21 protein-coding genes are annotated in these 25,485 nt (G+C 72.5%); 9 read left to right on the top strand and 12 right to left on the bottom strand.

Translation table 11 applies throughout. From position 1 onward, the window contains the following. Window positions 1-11: 11 nt before the first annotated feature. From lpdA to ACO0M4_RS38495, 8 genes are all read right to left on the bottom strand, one after another. Entirely contained in the window at window positions 12-1,400 is a 1,389-nt protein-coding gene (gene lpdA, locus ACO0M4_RS38530) for a dihydrolipoyl dehydrogenase (RefSeq protein WP_430375793.1), read from the bottom strand. 308 nt (window positions 1,401-1,708) lie between these two features. After that, window positions 1,709-3,253 (bottom strand): leucyl aminopeptidase, encoded by a 1,545-nt coding sequence (locus ACO0M4_RS38525; protein ID WP_430375792.1) that lies wholly within the window; start codon window positions 3,251-3,253, stop codon window positions 1,709-1,711. Window positions 3,254-3,443: 190 nt separating this feature from the next. Next, complete coding sequence (locus ACO0M4_RS38520; RefSeq protein ID WP_430375791.1) at window positions 3,444-4,256, bottom strand: adenosylcobinamide-GDP ribazoletransferase; 813 nt, start codon at window positions 4,254-4,256, stop codon at window positions 3,444-3,446. A gap of 52 nt (window positions 4,257-4,308) precedes the next feature. Beyond that, entirely contained in the window at window positions 4,309-5,037 is a 729-nt protein-coding gene (locus tag ACO0M4_RS38515) for a hypothetical protein (RefSeq protein WP_430375790.1), read from the bottom strand. Next, on the bottom strand, window positions 5,034-6,830 hold the full coding sequence (locus tag ACO0M4_RS38510) for a phosphatidylglycerol lysyltransferase domain-containing protein (RefSeq protein ID WP_430375789.1): 1,797 nt from the start codon (window positions 6,828-6,830) through the stop codon (window positions 5,034-5,036). The genes ACO0M4_RS38515 and ACO0M4_RS38510 overlap by 4 nt, the downstream gene beginning before the upstream one ends. A gap of 108 nt (window positions 6,831-6,938) precedes the next feature. Then, window positions 6,939-7,985, bottom strand: coding sequence for a nicotinate-nucleotide--dimethylbenzimidazole phosphoribosyltransferase (gene cobT / locus ACO0M4_RS38505; RefSeq protein ID WP_430375788.1), 1,047 nt, complete (start codon window positions 7,983-7,985; stop codon window positions 6,939-6,941). Between the two features lie 72 nt (window positions 7,986-8,057). Next, window positions 8,058-8,693: a class I SAM-dependent methyltransferase gene (locus ACO0M4_RS38500; RefSeq protein ID WP_430375787.1), complete on the bottom strand. Its 636-nt coding sequence runs from the start codon at window positions 8,691-8,693 to the stop codon at window positions 8,058-8,060. Window positions 8,694-8,755: 62 nt separating this feature from the next. Continuing rightward, window positions 8,756-10,000, bottom strand: coding sequence for a bifunctional adenosylcobinamide kinase/adenosylcobinamide-phosphate guanylyltransferase (locus ACO0M4_RS38495; RefSeq protein ID WP_430375786.1), 1,245 nt, complete (start codon window positions 9,998-10,000; stop codon window positions 8,756-8,758). Window positions 10,001-10,264: 264 nt separating this feature from the next. Between ACO0M4_RS38495 and ACO0M4_RS38490 the strand changes: the two genes are divergently transcribed. Beyond that, the gene (locus ACO0M4_RS38490) at window positions 10,265-10,477 is read left to right on the top strand and encodes a hypothetical protein (RefSeq protein WP_430375785.1); all 213 of its coding nucleotides are present in this window, start codon (window positions 10,265-10,267) and stop codon (window positions 10,475-10,477) included. Between the two features lie 50 nt (window positions 10,478-10,527). On the opposite strand, the gene ACO0M4_RS38485 is transcribed toward ACO0M4_RS38490, so the two are convergent. Next, a complete protein-coding gene (locus tag ACO0M4_RS38485; RefSeq protein ID WP_430375784.1) occupies window positions 10,528-11,124 on the bottom strand; it encodes a DUF3043 domain-containing protein in 597 nt (198 codons plus the stop codon). 310 nt (window positions 11,125-11,434) lie between these two features. Between ACO0M4_RS38485 and ACO0M4_RS38480 the strand changes: the two genes are divergently transcribed. From ACO0M4_RS38480 to ACO0M4_RS38460, 5 genes are all read left to right on the top strand, one after another. Beyond that, window positions 11,435-12,220: a PspA/IM30 family protein gene (locus ACO0M4_RS38480; protein ID WP_430376060.1), complete on the top strand. Its 786-nt coding sequence runs from the start codon at window positions 11,435-11,437 to the stop codon at window positions 12,218-12,220. 88 nt (window positions 12,221-12,308) lie between these two features. Further along, on the top strand, window positions 12,309-12,587 hold the full coding sequence (gene pspAA, locus ACO0M4_RS38475) for a PspA-associated protein PspAA (protein WP_430375783.1): 279 nt from the start codon (window positions 12,309-12,311) through the stop codon (window positions 12,585-12,587). An 82-nt stretch (window positions 12,588-12,669) separates the two neighbouring features. Next, on the top strand, window positions 12,670-13,950 hold the full coding sequence (locus tag ACO0M4_RS38470) for a sensor histidine kinase (protein ID WP_430375782.1): 1,281 nt from the start codon (window positions 12,670-12,672) through the stop codon (window positions 13,948-13,950). Window positions 13,951-13,967: 17 nt separating this feature from the next. Next, window positions 13,968-14,654, top strand: a complete 687-nt coding sequence (locus ACO0M4_RS38465; protein WP_430375781.1) for a response regulator — start codon at window positions 13,968-13,970, stop codon at window positions 14,652-14,654. A 235-nt stretch (window positions 14,655-14,889) separates the two neighbouring features. Next, window positions 14,890-18,072 (top strand): efflux RND transporter permease subunit, encoded by a 3,183-nt coding sequence (locus ACO0M4_RS38460; RefSeq protein ID WP_430375780.1) that lies wholly within the window; start codon window positions 14,890-14,892, stop codon window positions 18,070-18,072. 134 nt (window positions 18,073-18,206) lie between these two features. Here the strand turns inward: ACO0M4_RS38460 and ACO0M4_RS38455 are convergent, their stop codons facing one another. Next, window positions 18,207-18,920, bottom strand: coding sequence for an MBL fold metallo-hydrolase (locus ACO0M4_RS38455; protein WP_430375779.1), 714 nt, complete (start codon window positions 18,918-18,920; stop codon window positions 18,207-18,209). Window positions 18,921-19,215: 295 nt separating this feature from the next. Here ACO0M4_RS38455 and ACO0M4_RS38450 point away from each other — a divergent pair, with 295 nt between their 5' ends. Then, a complete protein-coding gene (locus ACO0M4_RS38450) occupies window positions 19,216-20,652 on the top strand; it encodes a hypothetical protein (RefSeq protein ID WP_430375778.1) in 1,437 nt (478 codons plus the stop codon). Window positions 20,653-20,738: 86 nt separating this feature from the next. Here ACO0M4_RS38450 and nadA read toward each other — a convergent pair whose 3' ends face one another. Continuing rightward, window positions 20,739-21,938 carry a quinolinate synthase NadA gene (gene nadA / locus ACO0M4_RS38445; RefSeq protein ID WP_430375777.1) on the bottom strand — a complete coding sequence of 400 codons (1,200 nt, stop codon included), beginning with the start codon at window positions 21,936-21,938 and terminating at the stop codon, window positions 20,739-20,741. A gap of 329 nt (window positions 21,939-22,267) precedes the next feature. Here nadA and erpA point away from each other — a divergent pair, with 329 nt between their 5' ends. Next, window positions 22,268-22,621 carry an iron-sulfur cluster insertion protein ErpA gene (erpA, locus tag ACO0M4_RS38440; RefSeq protein ID WP_018539634.1) on the top strand — a complete coding sequence of 118 codons (354 nt, stop codon included), beginning with the start codon at window positions 22,268-22,270 and terminating at the stop codon, window positions 22,619-22,621. Window positions 22,622-22,704: 83 nt separating this feature from the next. Here the strand turns inward: erpA and ACO0M4_RS38435 are convergent, their stop codons facing one another. After that, a complete protein-coding gene (locus ACO0M4_RS38435; RefSeq protein WP_430375776.1) occupies window positions 22,705-24,195 on the bottom strand; it encodes a hypothetical protein in 1,491 nt (496 codons plus the stop codon). A gap of 308 nt (window positions 24,196-24,503) precedes the next feature. Here ACO0M4_RS38435 and ACO0M4_RS38430 point away from each other — a divergent pair, with 308 nt between their 5' ends. Then, entirely contained in the window at window positions 24,504-25,478 is a 975-nt protein-coding gene (locus ACO0M4_RS38430; protein WP_430375775.1) for a carbohydrate kinase family protein, read from the top strand. The last annotated feature ends 7 nt before the right edge of the window (window positions 25,479-25,485 follow it).

The following is a 25,485-nucleotide window of genomic DNA, read 5'->3' as shown; positions in this document are numbered from 1 at the left end:
GGGACTGGGGGTCAGTCGTGGGAGTGGAGGGGCTTGCCGGCCAGGGCCAGGTGGGCCTCGCCGAGCGCCTCGTTCTGCGTCGGGTGCGCGTGGATGAGCTGCGCAACCTCGGCCGGCAGGGCCTCCCAGTTGTAGACCAGCTGGGCCTCGCCGACCTGCTCGCCCATACGGTCACCGACCATGTGGACGCCGACCACGGCACCGTCCTTGACCTGGACGAGCTTGATCTCGCCCGAGGTCTTGAGGATCTTGCTCTTGCCGTTGCCTGCAAGGTTGTACTTCAGAGCCACGACCTTGTCGGCGCCGTACAACTCCTTGGCCTTGGCCTCGGTGATGCCCACCGAAGCGACCTCGGGGTGGCAGTACGTGACGCGCGGGACGCCGTCGTAGTCGATCGGGACGACCTTCTGGCCGGCCAGTCGCTCCGCCACCAGCATGCCCTCGGCGAAGCCGACGTGCGCGAGCTGGAGGGTCGGGACGAGGTCACCGACGGCCGAGATGGTCGGCACGTTGGTCTGCATGTACTCGTCGACCAGGACGTAGCCGCGGTCCATCGCGACGCCCTGCTCGTCGTAGCCCAGACCGGCCGAGACCGGGCCGCGGCCGATGGCGACCAGCAGCACCTCGGCCTCGAAGGTCTTGCCGTCGGCGAGGGTGACCTTGACGCCGTCGGCGGTGTACTCGGCCTTGTCGAAGAAGGTGCCGAGGTTGAACTTGATGCCCCGCTTGCGGAAGGCCCGCTCCAGCAGCTTGGAGCTGTTCTCGTCCTCGACCGGGACGAGGTGCTTGAGGCCCTCGATGACGGTGACGTCGGTGCCGAAGGACTTCCACGCCGAGGCGAACTCGACGCCGATCACGCCGCCGCCCAGGATGATCGCGGACTTCGGGACGCGGTCGAGCTTCAGCGCGTGGTCGGAGGAGATGATGCGGTTGCCGTCGATCTCCAGGCCCGGGAGCGACTTCGGCACGGAGCCGGTCGCGAGCAGGACGTGGCGGCCCTGGACCTGCTGACCGTTGACCGCGACGGAGGTCGGCGAGGACAGCCGGCCCTCGCCCTCGATGTAGGTCACCTTGCGGGAGGCGATCAGACCCTGCAGGCCCTTGTACAGGCCCGAGATGACCTCGTCCTTGTACTTGTGGACCGCGTCGATGTCGATGCCCTCGAAAGTGGCCTTGACACCGAACTGCTCGCTTTCGCGAGCCTGGTCAGCGATCTCACCGGCGTGCAGCAGAGCCTTCGTGGGGATGCAGCCGTTGTGCAGGCAGGTACCGCCGACCTTGCCCTTCTCGATCAGGGCGACGTCCAGGCCCAGCTGCGCCCCGCGCAGGGCAGCTGCGTAACCGCCGCTACCGCCTCCGAGGATCACTAGGTCGAAAACGGTGCTGGCGTCGTTCGCCACGTCACGTCCTCCATGCATGGGTGCGCCGGAGCCGGTCGTCGATGACCGGACCGCGGCTGTTGTTCGGCCGCTTTAACTCGGCCCTGGGTAAGGGGGGCCCTGTCCTGCCGAGAACCCATCTTCGCACTTGTTCAACGGAGGCGGGACGCGGGGCCGGGCTCTGGGCGGTCGATCGGCCGCCCCATCGCGGTTACTCCTGCGTACTCACGTGCGGATTTCGTTGAGGGCGAACACGACGCGGCAAGCGTACCGACGGCCCCGGGCGAGACCCGGGGCCGTCGCCGGCACAGTGGACTCAGGCGGCCGGATCAGCCCAGGTCGCCCTCGGCCGTGCGCTCGGCCAGCCGCAGCAGGGTGCGGACCGAGGAGCCGGTGCCGCCCTTGGGGGTGTAGCCCCAGGGCGCCCCCTCGTGGAAGGCCGGACCGGCGATGTCCAGGTGCGCCCAGGTGATGCCCTCGCCGATGAACTCCTTCAGGAAGAGCCCGGCGACCAGGCCGCCGCCCATCCGGTCACCCATGTTGGCGAGGTCGGCGACCGGGGAGTCCATGCCCTTGCGCAGCTCGGCAGGGAGCGGCATCGGCCAGGACTGCTCGCCGACCTCCTCGGCGATCTCGTGGATCGAGGTACGGAAGGCGTCGTCGTTCGCCATGATCCCGAAGTGGCGGTGGCCCAGCGCCAGCACCATCGCCCCGGTCAGCGTCGCCACGTCCACGATCGCGTCCGGCGCCTCCTCCGAGGCCCGGGTCAGCGCGTCGGCCAGGACGAGCCGGCCCTCGGCGTCGGTGTTGAGCACCTCGACGGTCTTGCCGCTGTACATGGTCAGCACGTCACCGGGGCGGGTGGCGGAGCCGGACGGCATGTTCTCGGCGAGCGCCAGCCAGCCGGTGACGTTCACCGGGAGGTCCAGCCGGGCGGCGGCGACCACCGTGGCGAACACCGCGGCGGCACCGCTCATGTCGCACTTCATGGTCTCGTTGTGGCCGGCCGGCTTGAGGGAGATGCCGCCCGAGTCGTAGGTGATGCCCTTGCCGACCAGCGCCAGCGTCCGGTTCGCGTCGGCGTGCGTGTGCGCGATCCGCACCAGCCGCGGCGGCGCCTCCGAGCCCTGGCCGACGCCCATCAGGCCGCCGTAGCCGCCCTTCTTGAGCGCCTTCTCGTCCAGCACCTCGACGGTGAGGCCGAACTCCTTGGCGGCGGCCTGCGCTTCGGCCGCGAACTGCTTGGGGTCCAGGGCGTTGGAGGGCGTGTTGATCAGGTCGCGGGCGCGGTTGATCTCCGCGGCCAGCACCTGGGCGCGCTCCGCGGCGGCCTTGAACTCCTTGTCCCGCGGCTTGCCGCCGAGGACCGCGGCCTCGCCCAGCGGCGCCGACTTGGCGTCGTTCTTCCGGGCCTTGGCGCCCTTGCCGTTCGCGCCGTTGCTGCGGAACGCGGTGAAGGTGTACGCGCCCAGCAGCGCGCCCTCGCCCACCGCGGCGGCCGCGCCGGCGTGCTCGACCGGCAGCGCGAAGGCCGCCTTCTTGGCGCCGCCCAGCGCCCGGGCGGCGGTGCCCGCCGCGCGGCGCAGTGCCTCGTGGTCGTAGGAGTCGTCCTTGGCCGGGGCGTCGCCCAGGCCGACCGCCAGCACGACCGGCGCCTTGATGCCGTCGGCTGCGGGCAGCTTGGTCACCTCGCCCTCGGCACCACTCGCGCCGAGGGTCTCCAGCACGGCGGCGAGCTTGCCGCCGAACGCCTTGTCCACGTCCTCGGCGCCGGGGGCCACCACGACGCCCTTGGCGCCCTTGGCCACGCCCACGACGACGGCATCCGCGCGCACCGTTGCGGCGGAAGAAGTACTGAGGGTCAGTGCAGTCACGGTGATGAAAATCCTGTTCCGTCCGGGGAATCCGTTTCGCGCGTACGCGCTGCTGCGGCCGAGCCTACGCTCGGCTGCGCCTCCTGGCCCGGCCGATTACGGCACCGGGACCTGACAGGGCATCGGCCGACACCGGGCGGATGCGTCAACTATCCTGCCGTATCGCCGAGTTGTCGGTTCCGTCGGATGTTCAGCCGAGGGTGAGCAGCACCAGCGCGGTGAGCCCGGCGCTCTCCGCGAGGGCGCCGAAGACATCACCGGTCACCCCGCCGAACCGCCGCCGGCAGTGCCGCAGCAGCAGTTCCCCGGCCGCCAGCCCCAGCAGCGCGGCCAGCCCCGCGTGCAGCGCCCCGTACGGGCCGCCGGCCCCGGAGCCGAACGCCGCACAGCCGGCCGCCACCAGCGCCGCGCACCCCACCGCCGCCGGCACCGGAACGGTCCCGGCGACCGCCGCGCCGAGCCCCTCCGGGCGGGCCGCCGGCACCCCCGCCCGGGAGGCCAGGGTCAGCGCACCGCGCGCGGTGACCGCCGCCACCACCGCCCCGACCGCCCCGACCGCCCAGCCCGCCGCGTACAGCCCGGACAGCGCGGCCACCTGGGCGAGCAGCGCGAACAGCAGGGTGATGACGCCGAACGGCCCGATGTCGGACCGCTTCATGATGCGCAGCGCCTCCTCGGCCGGCTTACCGCTGCCCAGGCCGTCGGCGGTGTCCGCGAGCCCGTCCAGGTGCAGACCGCGGGTGAGCACCGCGGGCACCACGGCGCTGCCGATCGCGGCCAGCAGCGGCCCGCCGCCCAGCAGCAACAGCGCCCCGCCGAGCGCCGCCGCGCACAGCCCGACCACCAGCCCGGCCACCGGCGCGCACAGCATCCCGCCGCGGGCCGCGGCCCGGTCCCAGCGGGTCACCCGCACCGGCAGCACGGTCAACGTGCCGAACGCGAACCGGAGGCCGTCGAGGGGGGAGGCGGCGGAGACGGGGGAGGGGGGTGCGGTGTCGGTCACCGCGGCAGGGTACCCGGGGCGGCCACGCGGCGGACGCGCCCGCCCGGACCGCTCACCAGGGCCGGTCCCGGCCCCGGGCGTACTGGACGTCCCACGGCTTCCGCGGCCGCCACCAGTCCCACACCACGCACAGCGCCAGCACCACCAGCAGCGCCGCGACATGCTCCTTGCCCGCCAGGTTGTTCTTGATGAACGCCACCTCGACGAGCATCGCGACGACCACCCCGACGCAGGTGAAACGAGCCCGGTAGCGCCAGCAGACGACCACCGCCAGGCCGACCACCGCCGCCGACGGGCCGGTGTCGACCACGAACTTGTCGGAGTCCGGCAGCCCGATCGGGCTGTCCGGGCCGATCCACAGGCCGATCCGGGCGTACATCGTCCCGGCGAGCGTGGCCGTGTAGGCGACCAGCAGCGTCTGCCACCGGCCGAGGCAGATCTCGGCGACCCCGAACACCACCAGGATCTGCACCAGCGCGCCCCACACCGGCAGGTCCAGCGCCGGCACGAACAGCGACAGCGGGGTCCGCAGCAGCGCCAACCACAAGTGCTCGTACGCCTGGACCGAGCCGATGTCCTGGACGGGCCGGTAGCCCCAGGACTGGTTCTGCACGAAGTGGAAGGTCAGCGTCAGGCAGACCGCTGACAGGGTCAGCGGTATCGCCCGGAGTCGGCGTCCCACCAACGTCGGCCACACGGTCCGCAGGAGCGGGCCCCACTCGGTACGCGCGGCGCGCCGCAGGGCGGGCACCGTCCCCCGTCTCCCCCCGGGCTCGCTCATCTCCCGTGCTCCAAATGCTTGCGGTTCAGCCACTTCGGCAGACCTGGCGCTTCGAGGAAGCCTTCGGCGCGGGCCGCGGCGATGCCGATCCGCAGCACATCGGTGCTCTTCTCGAAGAGCATGTACCGGGGTTCCCAGACGGGTCGGTATTTCGCGTTGGCGCGATAGAGCGATTCGATTTGCCACCACCGGGAGAAGAAGCCGAGCAAGGAGCGCCACAGGCGTAGCACCGGGCCCGCGCCGAGCCGCGACCCCCGTTCGAAGACGGAGCGGAACATCGCGAAGTTGAGCGAGAGCTGAGTGATCCCCACCTCGCCCGCCCGCTGGATCAGCTCCAGCACCATGAACTCCATGAGCCCGTTGTCCGAATCCCGGTCCCGCCGCATCAGATCCAGCGACAGCCCCTTCGCCCCCCAGGGCACGAAGCTCAACACGGCCCGCAACTCGCCCTCGGCATCGGTGCATTCGAGCATCACGCACCGGCCGTCCGCGGGGTCGCCCAGCCGGCCCAGCGCCATCGAGAAGCCCCGCTCGGTGTCCCCGTCGCGCCAGTCGTCCGCCAGCCGCACCAGCCGCGCCATCTCCTGCGCGGGGATGTCCTCGTGCCGCCGGATGCGCACCGTGTAGCCGGCCCGCTCGATGCGGTGGTACGCCTGCCGCACGGTACGCATGGCCCGGCCGGCCAACGTGAACTCCGCGCATTCGACGATCGCCTCGTCGCCCAATTCCCACGCGTCCAGCCCGTGCCGGGCGTAGATCGTGCCGCCCTCCTCGCTCGCGCCCATCACCGCCGGCGCCCAGCCGTGCTCCCGGGCCTCGGCCAACCACCGCTCGATCGCCCCCGGCCACGCCTCCGGATCGCCCAACGGATCGGCGGAGGCCAACGACACCCCACCCACCACCCGGTACGTCACCGCGGCCTTCCCACTGGGCGAGAACACCGCACTCTTGTCCCGCCGCAACGCGAAATACCCCAACGAATCCCGGTCGCCCTGCCGCGCCAACAGCCCCCGCAACCGCTCCTCGTCCTCCGCGGTGATCGGATCAGTGCTCCGCACCGACCGGAACGCCGCCCACAACACCGCCACCAACAGCGCCGCGCTGAGCACGTTGATCGTGCCGTTGACCCAGTTCGGGGTGGCGATCCCGGGGAACCCGCGGTCGTCGGCGGCCAGCGACACCAGCCGCAGCAGGCCGTACCGCCAGCGCTCACCGAAGGTCGAGGCGCCAGCGGACTGCGCGGCGGTAGCCGCTCCAGTGGAGCCGGTGCCTGCACCGGGGGCGTCGTTGGTGACCGTCACCAGCAGCGCCGCCAGCAGGGAGGTGACCAGCAGCCCGCCGCCCGCGGTCAGCACCGCCAGCTTCGGGTTGGCCCGGTCGCCCTTGGCGTAGAACTCCCGCCGCCCGACCACAAGGGACGCCGTGAACAGCAGCGTCAGCGTCAGCGACACCCAGTTCTGCGGATGCGTCCGGTACTCCGGGGCGAGCACCATCACCACGGCCACCAGGGCCAGGAACAGCCCGGACAGCACCAGGTTCAGGATCCACGCCGCCCGTTTCCGGCGCCGCAGTGTCACCGCCAGGAACAGCGAGAAGGCACCCGAGGCGAACCCCGCGGTGAGCAGGTACGGCGTGAAGAAGTCCGCGGCGTTGTGGCGCCGGATGTCGTTGCCCAACGACACCCACACCGCCCCGAGGACGTTGATGAAGGTGACGGCGCGCAGGTACCAGATCCCGAACGCGGCGCCGCGCCGCGCCCATCGGTCGTGGGGGCGCTCTTCCTCCGGACTCAAAGCGATGTCTCCCGATAAAAACGTGCAAAACGCGATCTTATGGGGAGCCGTCGCCGGACCGGTGTGGTGCGGTCACGGACGGGCGGTGCGCGGGCGCGTCCGGTGACTTCAGTCGTGCACCGGAAGCTCCGCGGCCAGGGCGGCCGCCGCCCGTACCAACGGCAGGGCCAGCAGGGCCCCGGTCCCCTCGCCCGCTGTGACGCCGTGATCGAGCAGAGGGTTGAGTGCGATCCGGTCCAACGCCTTGGCCTGGGCCGGTTCCCCGCTCGCCTGCCCGGCCACCCACCAGTCCGGCGCCCGGAACGCCGCCCGCTGCGCCACCAGGGCACAGGCCGCGGACACCACGCCGTCCAGGATCACCGGGGTACGGCGCACCGCACTCTGCAGCAGGAAGCCGGTGGTCGCGGTCAGGTCGGCGCCACCGACGGTCGCCAGCAGCGCCAACTGGTCGCCCAGGACCGGCCGGGCCCGGCGCAACGCGTCCCGGATCGCGGCGCACTTGCGCATCCAGGTCAGATCGTCGATCGGCCGGCCGCCCCGCCCGGTGACGACCGAGGCGTCCGTCCCGCACAGCGCGGCGATCAAGGTGCCCGCGGCGGTGGTGCCGCCCACGCTCAGATCGCCCAGGACGACCAGGTCGGTACCGGCGTCCGCTTCCTCGTCGGCGACCGCCATACCGGCCCGGAACGCCGCCTCGGCCTCCTCGGCGGTCAGTGCGTCCTCGATGTCGATCCGCCCCGAACCCCGGCGGACGCGGTGCCGGGTGACCTCGTCCGGCAGCTCCGCCGGATCGCAGTCCACCGCCATGTCCACCACCCGCACCGGCACCCCGGCATCGCGCGCCAGCACCGCCGCCGGGCTCGCCCCGTCCAGGACGGCCCGCACCAGGTCCTTGGTGCCACCGGCCGGCCGGGCCGAGACGCCCAGCTGCGCCACGCCGTGGTCGCCGGCGAACAGCAGCACCCGCGGCCGCTCGACGGGCCGCACCGGCACCCGCTGCTGTACGGCGGCCAGCCACCCGCCCAGTTCGTCCAGCCGCCCCAGGGCGCCGGGCGGCACGGCCGTCCGGGCCCGCCGGTCCTCGGCGGCACGGCGCACATCGCCGTCGGGGCGCTCGATCAGTTGGGCGAAGTCATCGAGGTTCAGGGCGCTCATTGGGCGCAGATTACCGGCAACGGCGCGGCGACGGGTGCGCCACGGGCCCCGGCCGACACCGCCGACGGTTCGTCAGACGGCGTCCCGGGCCGCGAACCGCACCTCGCACACCACCGTCCGCGACGGCCACCGCCGCCACCGGCGGGACCGGCCGGCTGGCGGGCGGCCCACCGACAGGGGGAGGGCGCGCACCGCGGCGACGGCCGGGTGGCGACGGGCCGACCGGGCCACCGCCGCCGCCCACCGGGGTAGCGCGTCCACGACCAGCGCCCCGCCGGGGAACCGCGCCGCACACACCGCCACCAGCTCCCGCACCGCGCCCGCCGACAGACCCGCGGGCGTCCCGGGCACCGCCACGACCACCCCGCGCTCCGGTGCGTCCACCATCGCCGGCCAGTCGGCGCCGGGTCCCGGGCGGCCCACGGTGCGCCACCGGGGGCCGTCCGGCAGCAGCAGCCGGCGGGCCGCCGCGTCCCCGGGCGGCAGCACCGACAGCCAGGTCAGCAGCCCGTTGTCCAGCCGCCGGAAGCCGGTCCCCAGGCCCTCGCCGAGCACCACCACGGTGGCGTCCGGCCGGCGTGCCAGATAGCCGCGGACGGCCGCCTCGGCGGTGGCGCTCAGCTCGCCGGGACCGCCCGGACCGGGGCACCCGGCGCGAGGCAGCGGGAAGAGGAAGGGATGCCCGTCATGACGGGAGAGTTCGGTCACCGTCCCAGCGCACCCGCCGCGGTGCCCCCGGGCAAGCGGACACGGGCCGCGCCGGGCCGCCGTCAGCCGCGCAGCGCAAGCGCCTGGCCCGCGACCACCCACAGTAGCTGCTCGCACTCGGTACCGAACGCGGCGTTCAGCCGACCGAGTTCGTCCCGGAACCGGCGGCCCGCCGGGGTCGCCGGGACCACCCCCGAACCGACCTCATTGCTCACCGCCACCACCCGCCGCCGGGTCTCCCGCACAGCCGTCACCAGCGCGTCGCAGCGCTCCCGCAGCGCCCGCCGGCCGCCCGCCTCCCAGGTCGCGTCGTCCCACGCCCCGGCCTCGTCCATGGCGTGCGTCAGCCACAGGGCCAGGCAGTCGATGAGCAGCGGCGGCGCGGTCGCGGGCTCCGCCAGCAGCGGCACCAGGTCACAGCTCTCGACGGTCCGCCAGCCCGCCGGGCGCCGCTCGCGGTGCAGCGCCACCCGCTGCGCCCAGTCCTCGTCCCCCTCCCGGGTGCCGCCGGTGGCCACGTACACCACCTCGGGGAACGCCAGCAGCCGTCGCTCGGCCTCCACCGACTTACCGCTGCGCGCCCCGCCCAGCACCAGCGTCCGGCGCGGGAGATCGGGCACCGCGTGGTACTCGCCGACCACCAGGGAGGTGCCGTCCGGCGTCGTGCGGGCGCCCAGCGCCGCCAGCCGGCGGTGGAGTTCGGGCCCGGGCGGCACGGTGTGGTCCAGGTGCACCGCGACCACGTCGGTCGCCGCGTCCACCGCGCCGCTCGCCCGCAGCCGGGCCAGCGCGTCCGGCCGCGCCACCACGTCCAGCAGCACCAGGTCGTACGGTCCGGGGCCGCCCGGCGCCGCGGACCCGTTGCCGGGGCCGCCGTGGGCCTCGCCCAGCCCGGCGGGTGCCGCGCCCGGCGGCAGGTAGAGCAGCCGCTCGCCGTCGCCGCCGGTGACCTCGTAGCCGGTGCCGGGGACGTCGACCGCGACGGCCCGCACCCGGTGCCCGTCCAGCAGCGCGAGTTCCCGCCCGTCGGCGACCCGGCCCGGCTGCGGCAGCCCCGCCGGCACCTCCAGCGCCGGCCCGTCGTGCGGATGGGAGAGCAGGACCTGGCGGACCCCGGCCAGTGACCGGCCGGCGCGGGCGGCGGCGAACGCCGGGCCCGGGGTCAGGTCGATCAACAGCGCGCCGTCGATGAGCAGGGCGGTCGCCGCGCGCGCCGCGTCGCCGACCGCGGTCGCACAGGCGGCGCACGGACAGTCGGGGCGCGGCAGGCCCTGCGGGGCCCCGGTACCGAGAAGAGTCAGGTCCACCCGGGTAAGTCTCTCGCGTCCGGCCTGCACCAGCGCGGCGGGGCGTCGGGTGACACCGCCGTTGGGCTTCCGAAGCGCACGGGGGCGTCTCCCCGGCACCGCCGTTGGGCTTCCGGAGCGGGCCGGGGCGCCCCTCGACACGGCCGTTAGGCTTCCGATCAAGCGGGGAAGCACGATCCACAGGCACGGCGTACGGCGGGTCCCCGGCGTACGCGCGTGGGATCGGTGGACCCGGCGGACCCGGTGGGACTCCAGGAGGCGCACATGGCGTGGACGTGGCGGTTCGAGACGACGGACGGTTCGGAGGCGGTGCCCACCGTGGAACCGGAGGAGTTCACGACCCAGGGGGACGCCGAGTCCTGGATCGGGGAACAGTGGCGCGACCTCCGCGACGGCGGCGTCGACCAGGTCCGGCTGTTCGAGGACAGCACGGAGATCTACCCCGGGCCGATGAGCCTGCACGCCGACGAGGAGTGAGGCGCGGCGGGGGCCGGCGCCGCCGGCCCCCGCCCGTAAGCCGTCCGGGCTCAGGGCCGCTGGCCGCGCTTGACCTGCGGCTTCGGCAGCCGCAGCCGGCGCATCTGGAGCGTGCGCATCACGGCGTAGGCGCGGGCGCCCTTGACGTTCTCCTTGGGGAAGCGCTCCTGCAGTCGCTTGCCCAGCCGGACCCAGATCACCACCGAGTCCAGCACGATCAGCACGATGATCACCAGCCACAGCAGCAGTGCGAGGTTCTGGATCTGCGGGACCCGGATCATGGTCAGCACCAGGATCAACACGGCCACCGGCAGGAAGAACTCCGCCACGCACCACCGGGAGTCGACGTAGTCCCGGGCGAAACGACGCACCGGTCCCTTGTCGCGCACTGGGAGGAAGCGCTCATCGCCGTTGGCCAGGGCCTCGCGCTGGCGGGCCATGTCGGCGCGGCGGGCCTCCCGCTGCGCCTTCGCGGCGTCCTTGCGGTTGCTCGGTGTCTGCGCACGGGTGCGGCGCTGCGACTGGGAGTCGCTGCGCTTGGGCGTCGGGCGGCCTTTGGGGGCCTGCGGGTCGCGGGGCTGCTGGGGCTGGGACGCGGTCACCTTGGCGGTCGCGGCCCGCTCATCCTTCGAACGGCTTCGGAACACAACACCCAAGAGTACGTGCTTGCCGGGAATGAGCCATGGGTCGACGGGGAACGATCCGGCAACGGCACCGGCCTTACCGCGGGGGCACAAGCGGACAGACCGGGCGGTCCGGCGGCACTTCGGGGCTGCTCTACTCCCTGGGCTGGAGAAGCCGGACGGTCTGATCGTCCTGGAGGAGGAGCGCATCCGGGCCCGAACAGTGCGGTAATGGAACCAGGGCCCGTACTGTGGGGTCTGTAGATGTGCTGGAGCCTAAGCCCGATGCAAGTCGGCCAGAAGGGGGCGCGCGAGGCCCATGAGCGATGGTGTCATGAAGCGGATGGGGATGATCTTCCGCGCGAAGGCCAACAAGGCCCTTGACCGGGCTGAAGACCCGCGCGAGACCCTCGACTACTCGTACCAGAAGCAGCTCGAACTGCTGCAGAAGGTACGCCGCGGCGTCGCCGACGTGGCGACCTCCCGCAAGCGCCTGGAGCTGCAGCTCAACCAGCTCCAGGGCCAGTCCAGCAAGCTGGAGGACCAGGGCCGCAAGGCGCTGGCGCTCGGCCGCGAGGACCTGGCCCGCGAGGCGCTGACCCGGCGCAGCGCGTTGCAGCAGCAGGTCACCGACCTGGAGACGCAGCACCAGACGCTCCAGGGCGAGGAGGAGAAGCTCACGCTGGCCGCGCAGCGGCTCCAGGCCAAGGTCGACGCCTTCCGCACGAAGAAGGAGACGATCAAGGCCACGTACACGGCCGCCCAGGCGCAGACCCGGATCGGCGAGGCGTTCTCCGGCATCTCCGAGGAGATGGGCGACGTCGGTCTGGCGATCCAGCGGGCCGAGGACCGCACCGCGCAGCTCCAGGCCCGGGCCGGTGCCATCGACGAACTGATGGCCTCCGGCGCGCTGGACGACCCGACCGGCATGGCCAAGGACGACATCACCGCCGAGCTGGACCGGCTCTCCGGCGGCAGCGACGTCGAGCTGGAGCTGCAGCGGATGAAGGCCGAGCTGGCGGGCGGCCCGTCCGCCCAGCAGCAGGCCATCGAGGGCGGCCAGGGCGGTGCCGCTCAGCAGGCCCCGCAGCAGCAGCACCCGCGTCTCGACAAGCAGTGACCGACGGCGGTGGACCGCTCCGCACGGTGCGGTCCACCGCCGCCCGGACCCCGCCCGATTGGAAGAAGTCGGAACAAGGGAGACCGTCGTGATCGTACGGATCATGGGGGAGGGGCAGGTGAAGCTGGATGACGCCCACTTCATCGAGCTCAACAAGCTGGACGACGAACTGCTCGACGAGATGGAGAGCGGTGACGAGGCCGGGTTCCGCCGCACCTTCGGTGCCCTGCTGGACTCCGTCCGCCGCCTCGGCACCCCGTTGCCGGACGATGCCCTGGAACCCTCCGAGCTGATCCTGCCCGCCCCGGACGCCAGTCTGGAAGAGGTCCGGGAGATGCTCAGCGACGACGGTCTGATCCCGGGCTGAGCCCGCCGGTACACCGCACCCCAGCGCACTACGGACAGCGCCCCGGCCCCTTAAGGGGACCGGGGCGCTACCGTTGCCTCCCGTGACAGTCCCCGTTGCAGCCCAGGACGCGACCCGTGTCGCCCGGCTCCGCCAGTGGCACCGGACGCACCAGCTCGCGTTCGACGCCGCCGTCGCGGCGGTGGTGTTCGTGGCGATCCTGTGCGGGGCGGTGGCCGGGCCGCACGGCACGCACGGCACGCACCTGCCCCGGTTCGCCGCCCACGAGCTCACCGCCATCACGGTGGTGCTGGCCGCCCTCGCCTGCGGCGCGCTGGTGCTGCGCCGCCGGCTGCCCCGCACGGTGCTGGCCGTGACCGGCGCGCTGACCATCGTCGAACTGGTCGCCCAGTCCAGCGCCCCGCGCGCCCCGGTCGCCGGCGCGGCGGTGATCGCCCTGTTCACCGTGGCCTCCCGCACCGACCGGCCCACCACCTGGCGGATCGGCGCGCTCACCTGCGTGGTGCTGACCGCCGCCGCGATGTTCTTCGGGAACCGCGCCTGGTACGCCCAGGAGAACGTGGCGATCCTCGCCTGGACCGGGATGGCGGCGGCCGCCGGCGACGCGGTCCGCAGCCGCCGGGCCTACGTGGACGCCATCCGCGAGCGGGCCGAACGCGCCGAGCGCACCCGTGAGGAGGAGGCCGGCCGCCGGGTCGCCGAGGAGAGGTTGCGCATCGCCCGCGAACTGCACGACGTCGTCGCCCACCACATCGCCCTGGTCAACGTGCAGGCCGGGGTCGCCTCACACGTCATGGACAACCGCCCCGACCAGGCCAAACAGGCCCTGGCGCACGTCCGGGAGGCGTCCCGGTCGGCGCTGGAGGAGCTGCGCGCCACGGTCGGGCTGCTGCGCCAGTCCGACGACCCGAGGGCGCCCACCGAGCCGGCGCCCGGCCTCGGCGTCCTGGACCAGCTGATCGACGGATTCGTCCGGGCCGGCCTGTCGGTCGCCCTGGAACTGCCGCCCGCACCGCAGCCCGCGCTGCCCGCCTCGGTGGACCTGACCGCCTACCGGGTCGTCCAGGAGGCGCTGACCAACGTCCACAAGCACGCCGGCGACGGCGCCCGCGCCGTGGTGCGGATCATCCGTACCGAGGGCGCACTGACCGTGACCGTCCAGGACGACGGCCGCGGCGCCGGGCCGGACGTCCCGGGGGAGGGGGCCGTGCCGGAGGTCGGCGGCGGCCATGGTCTGATCGGGATGCGCGAACGCGTCCAGGCACTGCGCGGCACGGTCGTCACCGGCCCCCGCGCGGTGGGTGGCTTCCAGGTGCGGGTCACCCTGCCGCTGGGCGGCGCGCGTATCGGCGGAACGACATGAGCGCGAGGGCGACGGGGATGACCATCACAGTGCTGCTGGCCGACGACCAGACGCTGCTGCGCAGCGCGTTCCGCATCCTGGTCGACTCCGAGCCGGACATGCGGGTGGTGGGCGAGGCGTCCGACGGGGCGCAGGCGTACGAGCTGGCCCGCCAGGAGCGCCCCGACGTCGTCCTGATGGACATCCGGATGCCCGGCACCGACGGCCTGGCCGCCACCCGCCTGATCAGCCAGGACCCGGATCTGGCCGGCGTCCGGGTGGTCATCCTCACCACCTTCGAGGTCGATGACTACGTCGTGCAGTCGCTGCGGGCCGGCGCCAGTGGCTTCCTGGGCAAGGGCGCCGAGCCGGACGAGTTGCTGCACGCGATCCGGATCGCGGCCGGCGGGGAGGCGCTGCTCTCGCCCGCCGCGACCAAGGGCCTGATCGCCAGGTTCCTGGCACAGGGCGACGGCGCGGACGGGGACCGGCGCGGCGGCGCGGGCACCGAGCGGCTGGCCACGCTCACCGGCCGGGAGCGCGAGGTGCTGGTGCTGGTGGCCGGCGGACTGTCCAACGACGAGATCGCCGAGCAGCTGGACGTCAGCCCGCTCACCGTCAAGACGCACGTCAACCGCGCGATGGCCAAGCTCGGCGCCCGCGACCGGGCCCAACTGGTGGTCATCGCCTACGAGTCGGGACTGGTGCGCCCGCGGGCGCACTGAGCGCGGGCCGGGCCCGTACGCCCAGGGGTGCAGGACGGGTGGAGCCCCCCGTACTCCGAACGCGGTACGGGCGGCGGCCGGAAACCGACCTGCGAGCGAGGAAAACCGGCCTGACCATGGCGGAGGGTGTAGGTGGGCCGGTGTCGGCCCTCCCGCCGGGCCCGAACACGGCTCCCGCCGCCGTTCCCCGCCCTCGGTACCCGCTTTCCTGAACCGAAGAGAGAGACCCCTACCCATGTCCTGGCTGTCCCGAATCAGCCTCGTACAACGGGGCCTGATAGCGCTGATGTCGATCGTGGCGATCGTTTTCGGCGCCATCGCGATCCCGCAGCTCAAGCAGCAGCTCCTGCCGTCCATCGACCTGCCGATGGTCTCCGTGATCGCCCCGTACCAGGGCGCCTCGCCCGATGTCGTCGAGAAGCAGGTGGTCGAGCCGCTGGAGAACGGCATCCAGGCGGTCAACGGCATCAAGAGCGTCACCTCGACGTCGAGCGAGGGCTCCGGCGTCATCATGGCGCAGTTCGACTACGGCAACGACTCCAAGACCCTCGTCGCCGATGTCCAGCAGGCCGTCAACCGGGCCCGGGCCAAGCTGCCCAAGGACGTGGACCCGCAGGTGGTCTCCGGCGGTACGGACGACCTGCCCACCGTCGTCCTCGCCGTCTCCTCCACGACGAAGGACCAGCAGACCCTCGCCGACCAGCTGAACCGCACCGTCGTCCCGGACCTGAAGAACATCGACGGCGTCGGCCAGGTCAACGTCGGCGGCGTGCAGGACCGGATCGTCGCGGTCACCCCGGACCAGGCGAAGATGGCCGCCGCGGGCCTGAACTCCGCCGCGCTCGGCCAGGCGCTCCAGGCCAACGGCACGTCGGTGCCGGCCGGTGCCTTCTCCGAGGACGGCCTCAGCAGGACCGTGCAGGTCGGCGCCGGATTCACCTCGGTCCAGCAGATCAAGGACCTGATGGTGACCCCGGCGGCCGGCGCGATGGGCGGCGGTCAGGGCGGCCAGGGCGGCAAGCCGACCCGGCTCGGTGACGTCGCCACCGTCAAGGAGGCGTCGGCCACCCCGACCTCGATCACCCGCACCGACGGCAAGCCCAGCCTCTCGGTCACCGTGACGATGAACCAGGACGGCAGCGCGGTCGCCATCTCCGACGCCGTCAAGGGCAAGCTGGACGGCATCCGCAAGGACCTGGGCGCCGGCGCGAGCGTCACCGTCGCCTCCGACCAGGGCCCGCAGGTCTCCAAGTCCATCGAGTCGCTGACCACCGAGGGACTGCTCGGCCTGGCCATGGCCGTGATCGTGATCCTGGTCTTCCTGCTGAGCCTGCGCTCGACCCTGGTCACCGCGGTCTCCATCCCGCTGTCCGTGGTCATCACCCTGATCGTGCTGTGGACCGGCAACCTGTCCCTGAACATGCTCACCCTGGGCGGTCTGACCATCGCGATCGGCCGGGTCGTCGACGACTCGATCGTCGTCCTGGAGAACATCAAGCGGCACCTGGGCTACGGCGAGGAGCGCCGCGAGGCCATCCTCAAGGCCGTCAAGGAGGTCTCCGGCGCGATCACCTCCTCCACCCTCACCACGGTCGCGGTCTTCCTCCCGATCGGTGTGGTCGGCGGGATGGTCGGCGCCCTCTTCGGTTCCTTCTCCATCACCGTCACCGTCGCCCTGCTGTCCTCGCTGCTGGTCTCGCTGACCGTGGTGCCGGTCCTGTCGTACTGGTTCCTGCGCGCCCCGCAGCTCCCGGAGGGCGCCGACCCCGAGGAACTGCGCCGTAAGGCCGAGGAGAAGGAGACCCGCAGCGCGTTGCAGCGGCTCTACGTCCCGGTGCTGCGGTTCGCCACCCGCCGTCGCGCGATCAGCCTGCTGATCGCCGTGGTGATCCTCCTCGGTACCTTCGGCATGGCCCCGCTGGTGAAGACCACCTTCTTCGACCAGGGCAAGCAGGACACTCTCAGCATCAAGCAGGAGCTGAAGCCGGGCACCAGCCTGAGCGCGGCCGACGCACAGGCCAAGCGGGTCGAGAAGGTGCTGGCGGCCAACAAGGACGTGCAGGACTACCAGGTCACCGTCGGCTCCTCCGGGATGATGGCGGCCTTCGGTGGCGGTTCCGCCGCCAACCAGGCCAGCTACCAGGTCAAGCTCAAGAGCTCCGCCGACTCCGACAAGGTCACCGAGGACCTCCGTGCCGAGCTGGCCAAGCTCGGCCCGGCCGCCGGTGACGCCTCCGTCTCCTCGGGCGGCGGCGGCTTCGGCAACCAGAACCTCAGCGTGGTCGTCAAGGCCGGCGACGCCGACGTCCTGGCGCGGGCCAGCGAGCAGGTGCGTAAGGCCGTCGCGGGCCTGGACCACGTCACCGACGTCCAGAGCGACCTGTCGCAGAGCGTGCCGCGGATCTCCGTGACGCCCAACGAGAAGGCCGCCGCGGCCGGTTACACCCAGGCCACGCTCGGCGCGGCCGTCGCCCAGGCGGTCAACGGCACCCCCAGCGGCAAGGCCGTGCTCGACGACACCGAGCGCGACGTGGTGATCAAGTCGGCCCACCCGGCCACCACCGAGGCCCAGTTGAAGGACCTGCCGCTGCCGACCCCGTCCGGGATGGCCCGGCTCGGTGACCTCGCCACCGTCAAGACCGTGGCCGGCCCGGTCCAGATGACCCGGATCGACGGCGCCCGCTCGGCGACCGTCACCGGCAAGCCGACCGGCGACAACACCGGCGCGGTCTCCACCCAGCTCCAGAGCAAGATCAACGCGCTGAAGCTGCCGGCCGGCGCCACCGCCACCGTCGGCGGCGTCTCCCAGGACCAGTCCGACGCGTTCGGCAATCTCGGCCTGGCCATGCTGGCGGCCATCGCGATCGTCTTCCTGCTCCTGGTGGGCACCTTCCGCTCGATCGTCCAGCCGCTGATCCTGCTGATCTCGATCCCGTTCGCGGCGACCGGCGCGATCGGCCTGCTGGTCGCCACCGGCACCCCGATGGGCGTCCCGGCCATGATCGGCATGCTGATGCTGATCGGCATCGTGGTCACCAACGCCATCGTGCTGATCGACCTGATCAACCAGTACCGGGCGCAGGGCTACGGCGTCGTCGAAGCGGTCATCGAGGGCGGCCGGCACCGCCTCCGCCCGATCCTGATGACGGCCCTGGCCACGATCATGGCGCTGCTGCCGATGGCGCTGTCCATCACTGGCGACGGCGGCTTCATCTCCCAGCCGCTGGCCGTGGTCGTGATCGGCGGCCTGATCACCTCCACCCTGCTCACCCTCCTCCTCGTCCCGACGCTCTACGCGATCATCGAGCTCCGCAAGGAGCGCCGGGCGAAGAAGAAGGCGGCCAAGCGGGCCGGGAAGGACAGCGACACCGCGGCCCCCGCGGACGCCGACCGGGCCCCGGAGCCGGCCGGGGTGTGACGCCCACCCGCACCGCGTAACCCCACGGAGCCCCCGCGACCGCACCCGACGGCCGCGGGGGCTCCCGTCTCACCGGCCCCGCTCACCGCCCCGTCCCACTCACCACTTGGAGGCCGTCTTGGTCCCGGCCCCGTTCACCACCGCATCGCGGTGAAGTCCACCGGCCGCGGCCGGAGGGACTGCGTCCGGGCCGTCAACTCCCGCATCCGCCGGGCCATTTCGGCCGCCGGCAGCCGGGTGCGGTTGCCGTGTCCGGGGAGCAGCCACTCGAAGCGCAGCCGGTCGGCGGTCCGGGCCAGCGACGCGGCCAGCTCGGTGATGGAGTACCAGGTGACGCTCTCCGCCGCCTCGACGTCCCCGGTGGCCCGCGACCAGTAGAAGCTGTCGCCGCTGAAGCAGTACCGCTCGTCCGCGACGTAGAGCACGCTTCCCCGGGTGTGGCCGGGCAGCGGGTGGACCACCACCCCCTCGGCGACCTCCTCGGGACCCGTGCCCCGCAGTACCCGGTCCGCGTCCGGGGCCGCGTCCAGGTCGCCCTCGTGGATCCACAGCCGGGCGCCGAAGCGGTCGGCGTAGCGGCGGCCGTGCGCGGCGTGGTCCCGGTGGGTGAGCAGCACGTCGGTCACCGTCCCCTCCGCTGCGAAGCGGGTTGCCAGGGCCTCGCTGTAGCGCGGGGTGTCGATCATCATCTGGGTCCCGCCCGGCCGCCGCAGCAGGTACGCGTTGGCCCCGGCGGTGTGCGGCCGCGCCACATCGCAGTTGGTGCACCGGTCGTCGACGTACCAGTCACCGCTGCCGTTTCCGTCCGTCGCCGAGGGCGCCGACCGGTCGTCCGCTGTGGTGTTCACGTCCGTGTGCCTCCATGACCTTGACCCCGGTGCCCTGTTAGGCCCGATGGTTTCCCTGGTTCCCGTGGTCATGAGGTTCCCGCGCCACATCGGAATAGAGGAAGGGGGGCCGAGTCTTGTTTCTGCTGGTCACGGGGTCTCTCACGGTGACCGCACGCGCATGCTGTCATGTTCGCGACATGCGTGCCGTGAACCGCTCGACCACGGACGGCGACCACGACGAGGCCGGGTAACGGGTCGGCGCACCCTCCGTGCATCGTGCAACCGTTCGGGTCGTTGCGTGGTCTGGACTCGCATGAAGGGATTACAAGCGAGTGCGTGGCGCCCCCGGTCCGGCCCGAAGGCCACCGTCCTGTTGGCCGTGCTGGCGTGGGGAGCGGCCGCCTGTGGCGCGCCGCCCGCCGCGGACGCGGGGAAGCCGGCCACCCCCGTGCCGGTACGGCCGGCGTCGGAGGTGACGCAGCGGTCCTCGGGGCCCGGGCTGACGATCACCCGCGCGATGCGCACGTACTACCTCCCACGGCCCACCGGAGCGGGACAGGAGGACAGCCCCACCGAGTACCAGTTCTTCCTCCAGGCGACCGGGAAGACGCCCGGTGGGGACCCGGTGGCCGTCAGGGGCGTCAAGGTCGCCTTTGACCTCTCGGCGTTCAACGGCAGGGCGAAGGTCGGCTGGGTGAACAAGGGGTACGGCTGCGTCCGGTCCGGCGGCCAACTCACCTGCTCCATAGGGGACGTGGAACTCGGCGCGGGCTTCACGCCGTTCACGGTGGACGTGCTGCCGGACGCGCCGAAGGGCCCCGCCGGGCCCATGAACATCACCGTCACCAGCGACAACGCCCCGACCGTGCGGCGCACCACCGACATCGTGGTCGGCGCGCCCCGCCTGACCGCGCGCCAGGACAAGCCGCTGACCGGCGTGAAGCCCGGCTCCGAGGTGCCGCTGACCCCCGCGTTCGGTAACCGGGGGGACACCGACGTCGACGACGACGTCCTCGTGAAGGTCGTCGCGACCGAGGCCACGCTGCGCCCGCAGTACCGCAACTGCCGCTACGACAAGGCGGTCGCGCCCACCCGGGCGGAGTGCACCTTCCCCGGGCCGCTCCGGGGCGGCACGGCGTACGAGACCGCCGGGCCGCTCACCGCGGTGGCCGACGCGACCGCGATGCACGGCAAGCTCAGCTACACCGTGTACCGGGCCCACGACCGGTTCGACGAGGGCTTCTCCGATGCGCATCCGCTGCCGCCCTCGGCCGTGCGGGGCACCGGCGCCCCCCTGGGCCTCCGCCCGGTGGACGGCAGTGGCGACGCATTCCAGACGTCCGCGCACTGGAAGGCCGAGATGGCGGGCGGCGCGCTGGCCTTCGACACCGACCAGATCCACGACGTCCAGGCGGTCGGGTTCGCCATCAAGGGCAAGGCCGGCGAGGTGGTCGAGACCGACGTGCCGTGGCCGCGCAACTTCGGCGACGGTCCGGTCCGGGTGACCCTGCCCGAGGGCGTCAGCATGGCCCCGGCGCATCCCGAGGACCACCCCAGCGAGATGACCTTCTGCCAGCCCGCCGATGGGGGCGCGAGCTGCTCCTGGGGCCCGTACGGCACGACCCTGGTGGTCCGCATCGACAAGCGGGTCGACGGCGCCCGGGGCACGGTCTCCGCGCCCTCCGACCCCGTGGTCGACCCCAACCAGGAGAACAACTCCGCGCCGGTGACGGTCGAGTACACCGACTAGCGGGCAGCGGGCGGGTGGTCCCCCGGAGGACCACCCGCCCGCTGCGTCACGGCACCAGGGCCCTACGGCCGCACGCCCCCACGCCCCTACGGCAGCGCCAGCATCCGCTCCAGCGCCAGCTTGGCGAAGCGCTCGGTCTCCTCGTCGACCTGGATGCGGTTGACGACCTTGCCGTCCGCCAGCGACTCCAGCGTCCACACCAGGTGCGGCAGGTCGATGCGGTTCATGGTCGAGCAGAAGCAGACCGTCTTGTCGAGGAAGACGATCTCCTTGTCCTCGGCCGCGAAGCGGTTGGCCAGGCGCCGGACGAGGTTCAACTCCGTGCCGATCGCCCACTTCGAGCCGGCCGGCGCAGCCTCCAGGGCCTTGATGATGTACTCGGTCGACCCGACGTAGTCCGCCGCCGCCACCACCTCGTGCTTGCACTCGGGGTGGACCAGGACGTTCACGCCCGGTATGCGCGCACGGACGTCGTTCACCGAGTCCAGCGAGAAGCGGCCGTGCACCGAGCAGTGGCCGCGCCACAGGATCATCTTCGCCGCCCGCAGCTCCTCGGCGGTCAGCCCGCCGTTCGGCTTGTGCGGGTTGTAGACCACGCAGTCGTCCAGGGTCATGCCCATGTCCCGCACGGCGGTGTTGCGGCCCAGGTGCTGATCCGGCAGGAAGAGGACCTTGGTGGTCGAGGGGTCCCCCTGCCCGAAGGCCCACTCCAGCGCCCGCTTGGCGTTGGAGGAGGTGCAGATCGTGCCCCCGTGCTTGCCGGTGAACGCCTTGATGTCCGCCGAGGAGTTCATGTACGAGACGGGCACGACCTGCTCGGCGACGCCCGCCTCGGTCAGCACGTCCCAGCACTCGGCGACCTGCTCGGCGGTGGCCATGTCGGCCATCGAGCAGCCCGCGGCCAGGTCCGGGAGGACCACCTGCTGGTCGTCACCGGTGAGGATGTCGGCCGACTCGGCCATGAAGTGCACACCGCAGAAGACGATGTACTCGGCGTCCGGCCGGGCCGCGGCGTCCCGCGCGAGCTTGAAGGAGTCGCCGGTGACGTCCGCGAACTCGATGACCTCGTCGCGCTGGTAGTGGTGCCCGAGGACGAAGACCTTGTCGCCCAGCTTGGCCTTGGCGGCGCGGGCGCGCTCGACCAGGTCCGGGTCGGAGGGCGCCGGCAGGTCACCGGGGCAGTCCACGCCGCGCTCGCTCTTCGGGTCGGCCTCGCGGCCGAGGAGGAGCAGCGCCAGCGGGGTCGGCTGGACGTCCAGGGGCTGGGCGGTGGTCACGACACGCACCCTCTCTTCTCTGCGGAAAGTCCTTGCGGACGGTCTCTGCGGGGACGGCGGGATGCGCTGCGGCACCGCCTTTTCGTCTATTTGACGCTATCTATCATAGCTGGTTCACGTCAGTTTGACGATGGCCATAGTGTCGATGTGACGCATCAGCCGCGCGGCCCCCGGGCTGCTCCGGGCGCCGGCCGGGCCTGGGGTGTCCGCCCGCCGGTGTGCGAGCATGAAGAAAGAGAAGGACAGATCACGCGCAGCCGGAATTAATCCGGGACGCCACCGGTTAGACCTGTTCGCAACCGATGGCAAGCGGTCCGTACAACCCGGGAGAGATGTAGATGAGCGTTCAGGACGAGACCACCGTCACCGACGGCATCATCCTGTCCGACGCGGCCGCGTCGAAGGTCAAGAGCCTGCTGGAGCAGGAGGGCCGGGACGACCTCGCGCTGCGCGTCGCGGTCCAGCCCGGCGGCTGCTCGGGCCTGCGCTACCAGCTCTTCTTCGACGAGCGTTCGCTCGACGGCGACGTCGTCAAGGAGTTCGACGGCGTCAAGGTCGTCACCGACCGGATGAGTGCTCCCTACCTGGGCGGCGCCTCCATCGACTTCGTCGACACGATCGAGAAGCAGGGCTTCACGATCGACAACCCGAACGCCACGGGCTCCTGCGCCTGCGGCGACTCCTTCAGCTAATCCGGCCCGGCCCACGGGCCACGGCGCGTGAAAGGCGGCACTCCCGGCCGGGGGTGCCGCCTTTCACGCGTCCTGCCGCGCGGTTACCGCAGTGAGACCGTCTTGCCGGATGTGGCGTCCACCACCTTCCGGCCGTCCAGCGGCTTCTCCAGCGTCACCGTCTTGCTGAAGTCCTTGGCGATCTTCACGCACATCTGCCCGGGGTTCTTGTCCTTCCCGGTGACCGTGATCCGCACCGTGCTGCCCGACTCCTGGACGCCGGCCTCGTAGGTGCTGCACACCCCGCCCCAGAAGTGGACGGTCAGCGTCCGGCCGCCGTCCGCCACCTCGTAGCCGGACAGCGCCATCGCCCTCGTCCCGGGCGTGGACGGCTTCGGCCCCGCCGGCTCGCTGGCGCGCAGGAACTTCGGGTCCACCGCGGTCCCGGCGATCGTGGAGGTGCTGGCCGTCGCGCCCCCGGCGCCCGGCGTGCGCACCGTGTACAGCCAGGACGGCACCAGTACCTCCCCGCCGTGCGAGTACCGCGCGGCGAGCCCGAAGACCGCGCCGGTCACCTCGGAGGTCGGCTGCTTGCCGGTCGGGTCCGGCTCGCACGGCGCGATCCCGCCGCCCTGGGGGGCCTTGCCGTCCTTGTGCTGGAAGGTCGGCACCGAGGGGCAGTGGGCCAGCGGCCGCATCGTCCGGCCGCCGCTGCCGTTCAGGTCGCCCAGTGTCGTCCGGGCGTCCCGGACGGGGTAGGTCGCACCCTTCGCCGGGTTCGCCAACTCGCCGCTGCCGCCCACCAGTTGCCCGTCCGAACCGACCTGGAGCCGACTCTGCCAACCGTACGTCGGCAGCCCGCCGATCACCGGGTCGGCGGTCACCACCCGCACCGCGGCGTACGTCTGGTGCGCGTCGAGCCGGGCGTCCGGCTGGCCGAGCGCCGCCAGCACCGGCCGGACCGCCTGCCGGGCCTTCGTCTCGGACGCCGGCCCGCTGCCGGCGTCCCCACCGCCGGCGTCCCCGCCCCCGCCGTCCGTGCCGCCGCGGTACGAGGGGCAGCCCGGCCGGCCGTCGGTCAGCGGGCACTTGGTCCCGTCCCCACCGCCGAACCGGCTGAACACCCAGTTACCGGCGCCCGTCTTGGCGACCCGCAGCGTGGTGCCCCGGCCGTCGGGGCCCGGCGTGCCGACCGTCCACCAGTTGCCGTCCGACCGCACGGATCCGGCCACGTCCAATGCCTTCGCCAGTCGTTCCACGGCGGACTGGTCGATTCCGCCCGTGGGCCGGTACACGGGCGCGGACCGCGGGCCCTCGGGGAGCTTGCCCACCACGCGGTACTGGTCGTGGTGCGGACTGGGCTCGCCGACCGCGATCGACGCGGAGTCCAGTGCCAGCGGCGGCGGCCCGCCGTCGGCCGCACCGGCCTGATCGGTGCCGCCGGACGCGGACGAGGCCCAGTACGCGGCGCCGCCCCCGACCGCCAGCACCGCGCCGGCCACCGATGCGATCACCAGGGGAGTGCGCCGCCCGCGCCGTCCGGGTCGGGGGGCCTGGGGGATGTCCTGGGTCTCCGGGGTGTCCTCGGTGCTCACCGCTTCGCTCCTTCACTCCGCCGGTCATCTGACGTGCCACCCGGCAGGGTGGACGCCGATGGGACGGAACGGGGGCGCATGCGGTTCCCTGCGCGCCGGACACCCCGCCGCCCCGCGCCGCCTGTGACGGCCCTCACAGCCCGGGGCGTGCGGCGAAAGGGGCGCCCCCGCACCATCGGTGAAACGCCCTATCATGAGATGATTTCTCACTTTTCCAAGTGTCCAGGAATGGGCAGATGCCGGGCCCCTCGCCGGGTAGCGTTGCCCTCCGTCCGCAACTCCACGCCCTCCGCAGGAGCAGACCCGTCGTGCGTATCGCAGTCTCCGGCTCCATCGCCACAGACCACCTGATGACCTTCCCCGGCCGCTTCGCCGACCAGTTGGTCGCCGACCAACTGCATACGATCTCCCTCTCCTTCCTGGTCGACCAGCTCGACGTCCGCCGCGGCGGGGTCGCCCCCAACATCTGCTTCGGCATGGGTCAGCTCGGCATCCGGCCGATTCTGGTCGGTGCCGCGGGCGCCGACTTCGAGGAGTACCGCGCCTGGCTCGACCGGCACGGCGTCGACACCCACTCGGTGCACATCTCCGAGGTCCTGCACACCGCCCGCTTCGTCTGCACCACCGACGCCGACCACAATCAGCTCGGCTCCTTCTACACCGGCGCCATGAGCGAGGCCCGGCTGATCGAACTCCAGACCGTGGCCGAGCGGGTCGGCGGCCTGGACCTGGTCCTGATCGGCGCGGACGACCCCGAGGCGATGATCCGGCACACCGAGGAGTGCCGGACCCGCGGGATCCCCTTCGCCGCCGACTTCTCCCAGCAGATCGCCCGGATGGACGGCGAGAACATCCGCCTCCTCATGGAGGGCGCCACCTACCTCTTCAACAACGAGTACGAGGCGGGGCTCATCGAGTCCAAGACCGGCTGGACCGCCGAGGAGATCCTCGCCAAGGTCGGCACCCGCGTCACCACCCTCGGCTCCAACGGCGTCCGCATCCAGCGGGTGGGCGAGCCGGACATCGAGGTCGGCGTCCCCGAGGAGAAGGTCAAGGCCGACCCGACCGGCGTCGGCGACGCCTTCCGGGCCGGCTTCCTGTCCGGCCTGGCCTGGGGCGTCGGCCTGGAGCGCGCCGCCCAGGTTGGCTGCATGCTGGCCACCCTCGTCATCGAGACCGTCGGCACCCAGGAGTACGAGCTGCACCGCAGCCCCTTCATGGACCGCTTCACCAAGGCGTACGGTCACGACGCCGCCGCCGAGGTCCGGCAGTACCTGCTCTGACCGCCGG

Origin of the sequence: Streptomyces sp. RGM 3693, from assembly GCF_050471125.1 — a bacterium.
Taxonomy (GTDB): Bacteria; Actinomycetota; Actinomycetes; order Streptomycetales; family Streptomycetaceae; genus Streptomyces.
This window is presented reverse-complemented; position numbering and strand designations above follow the sequence as displayed.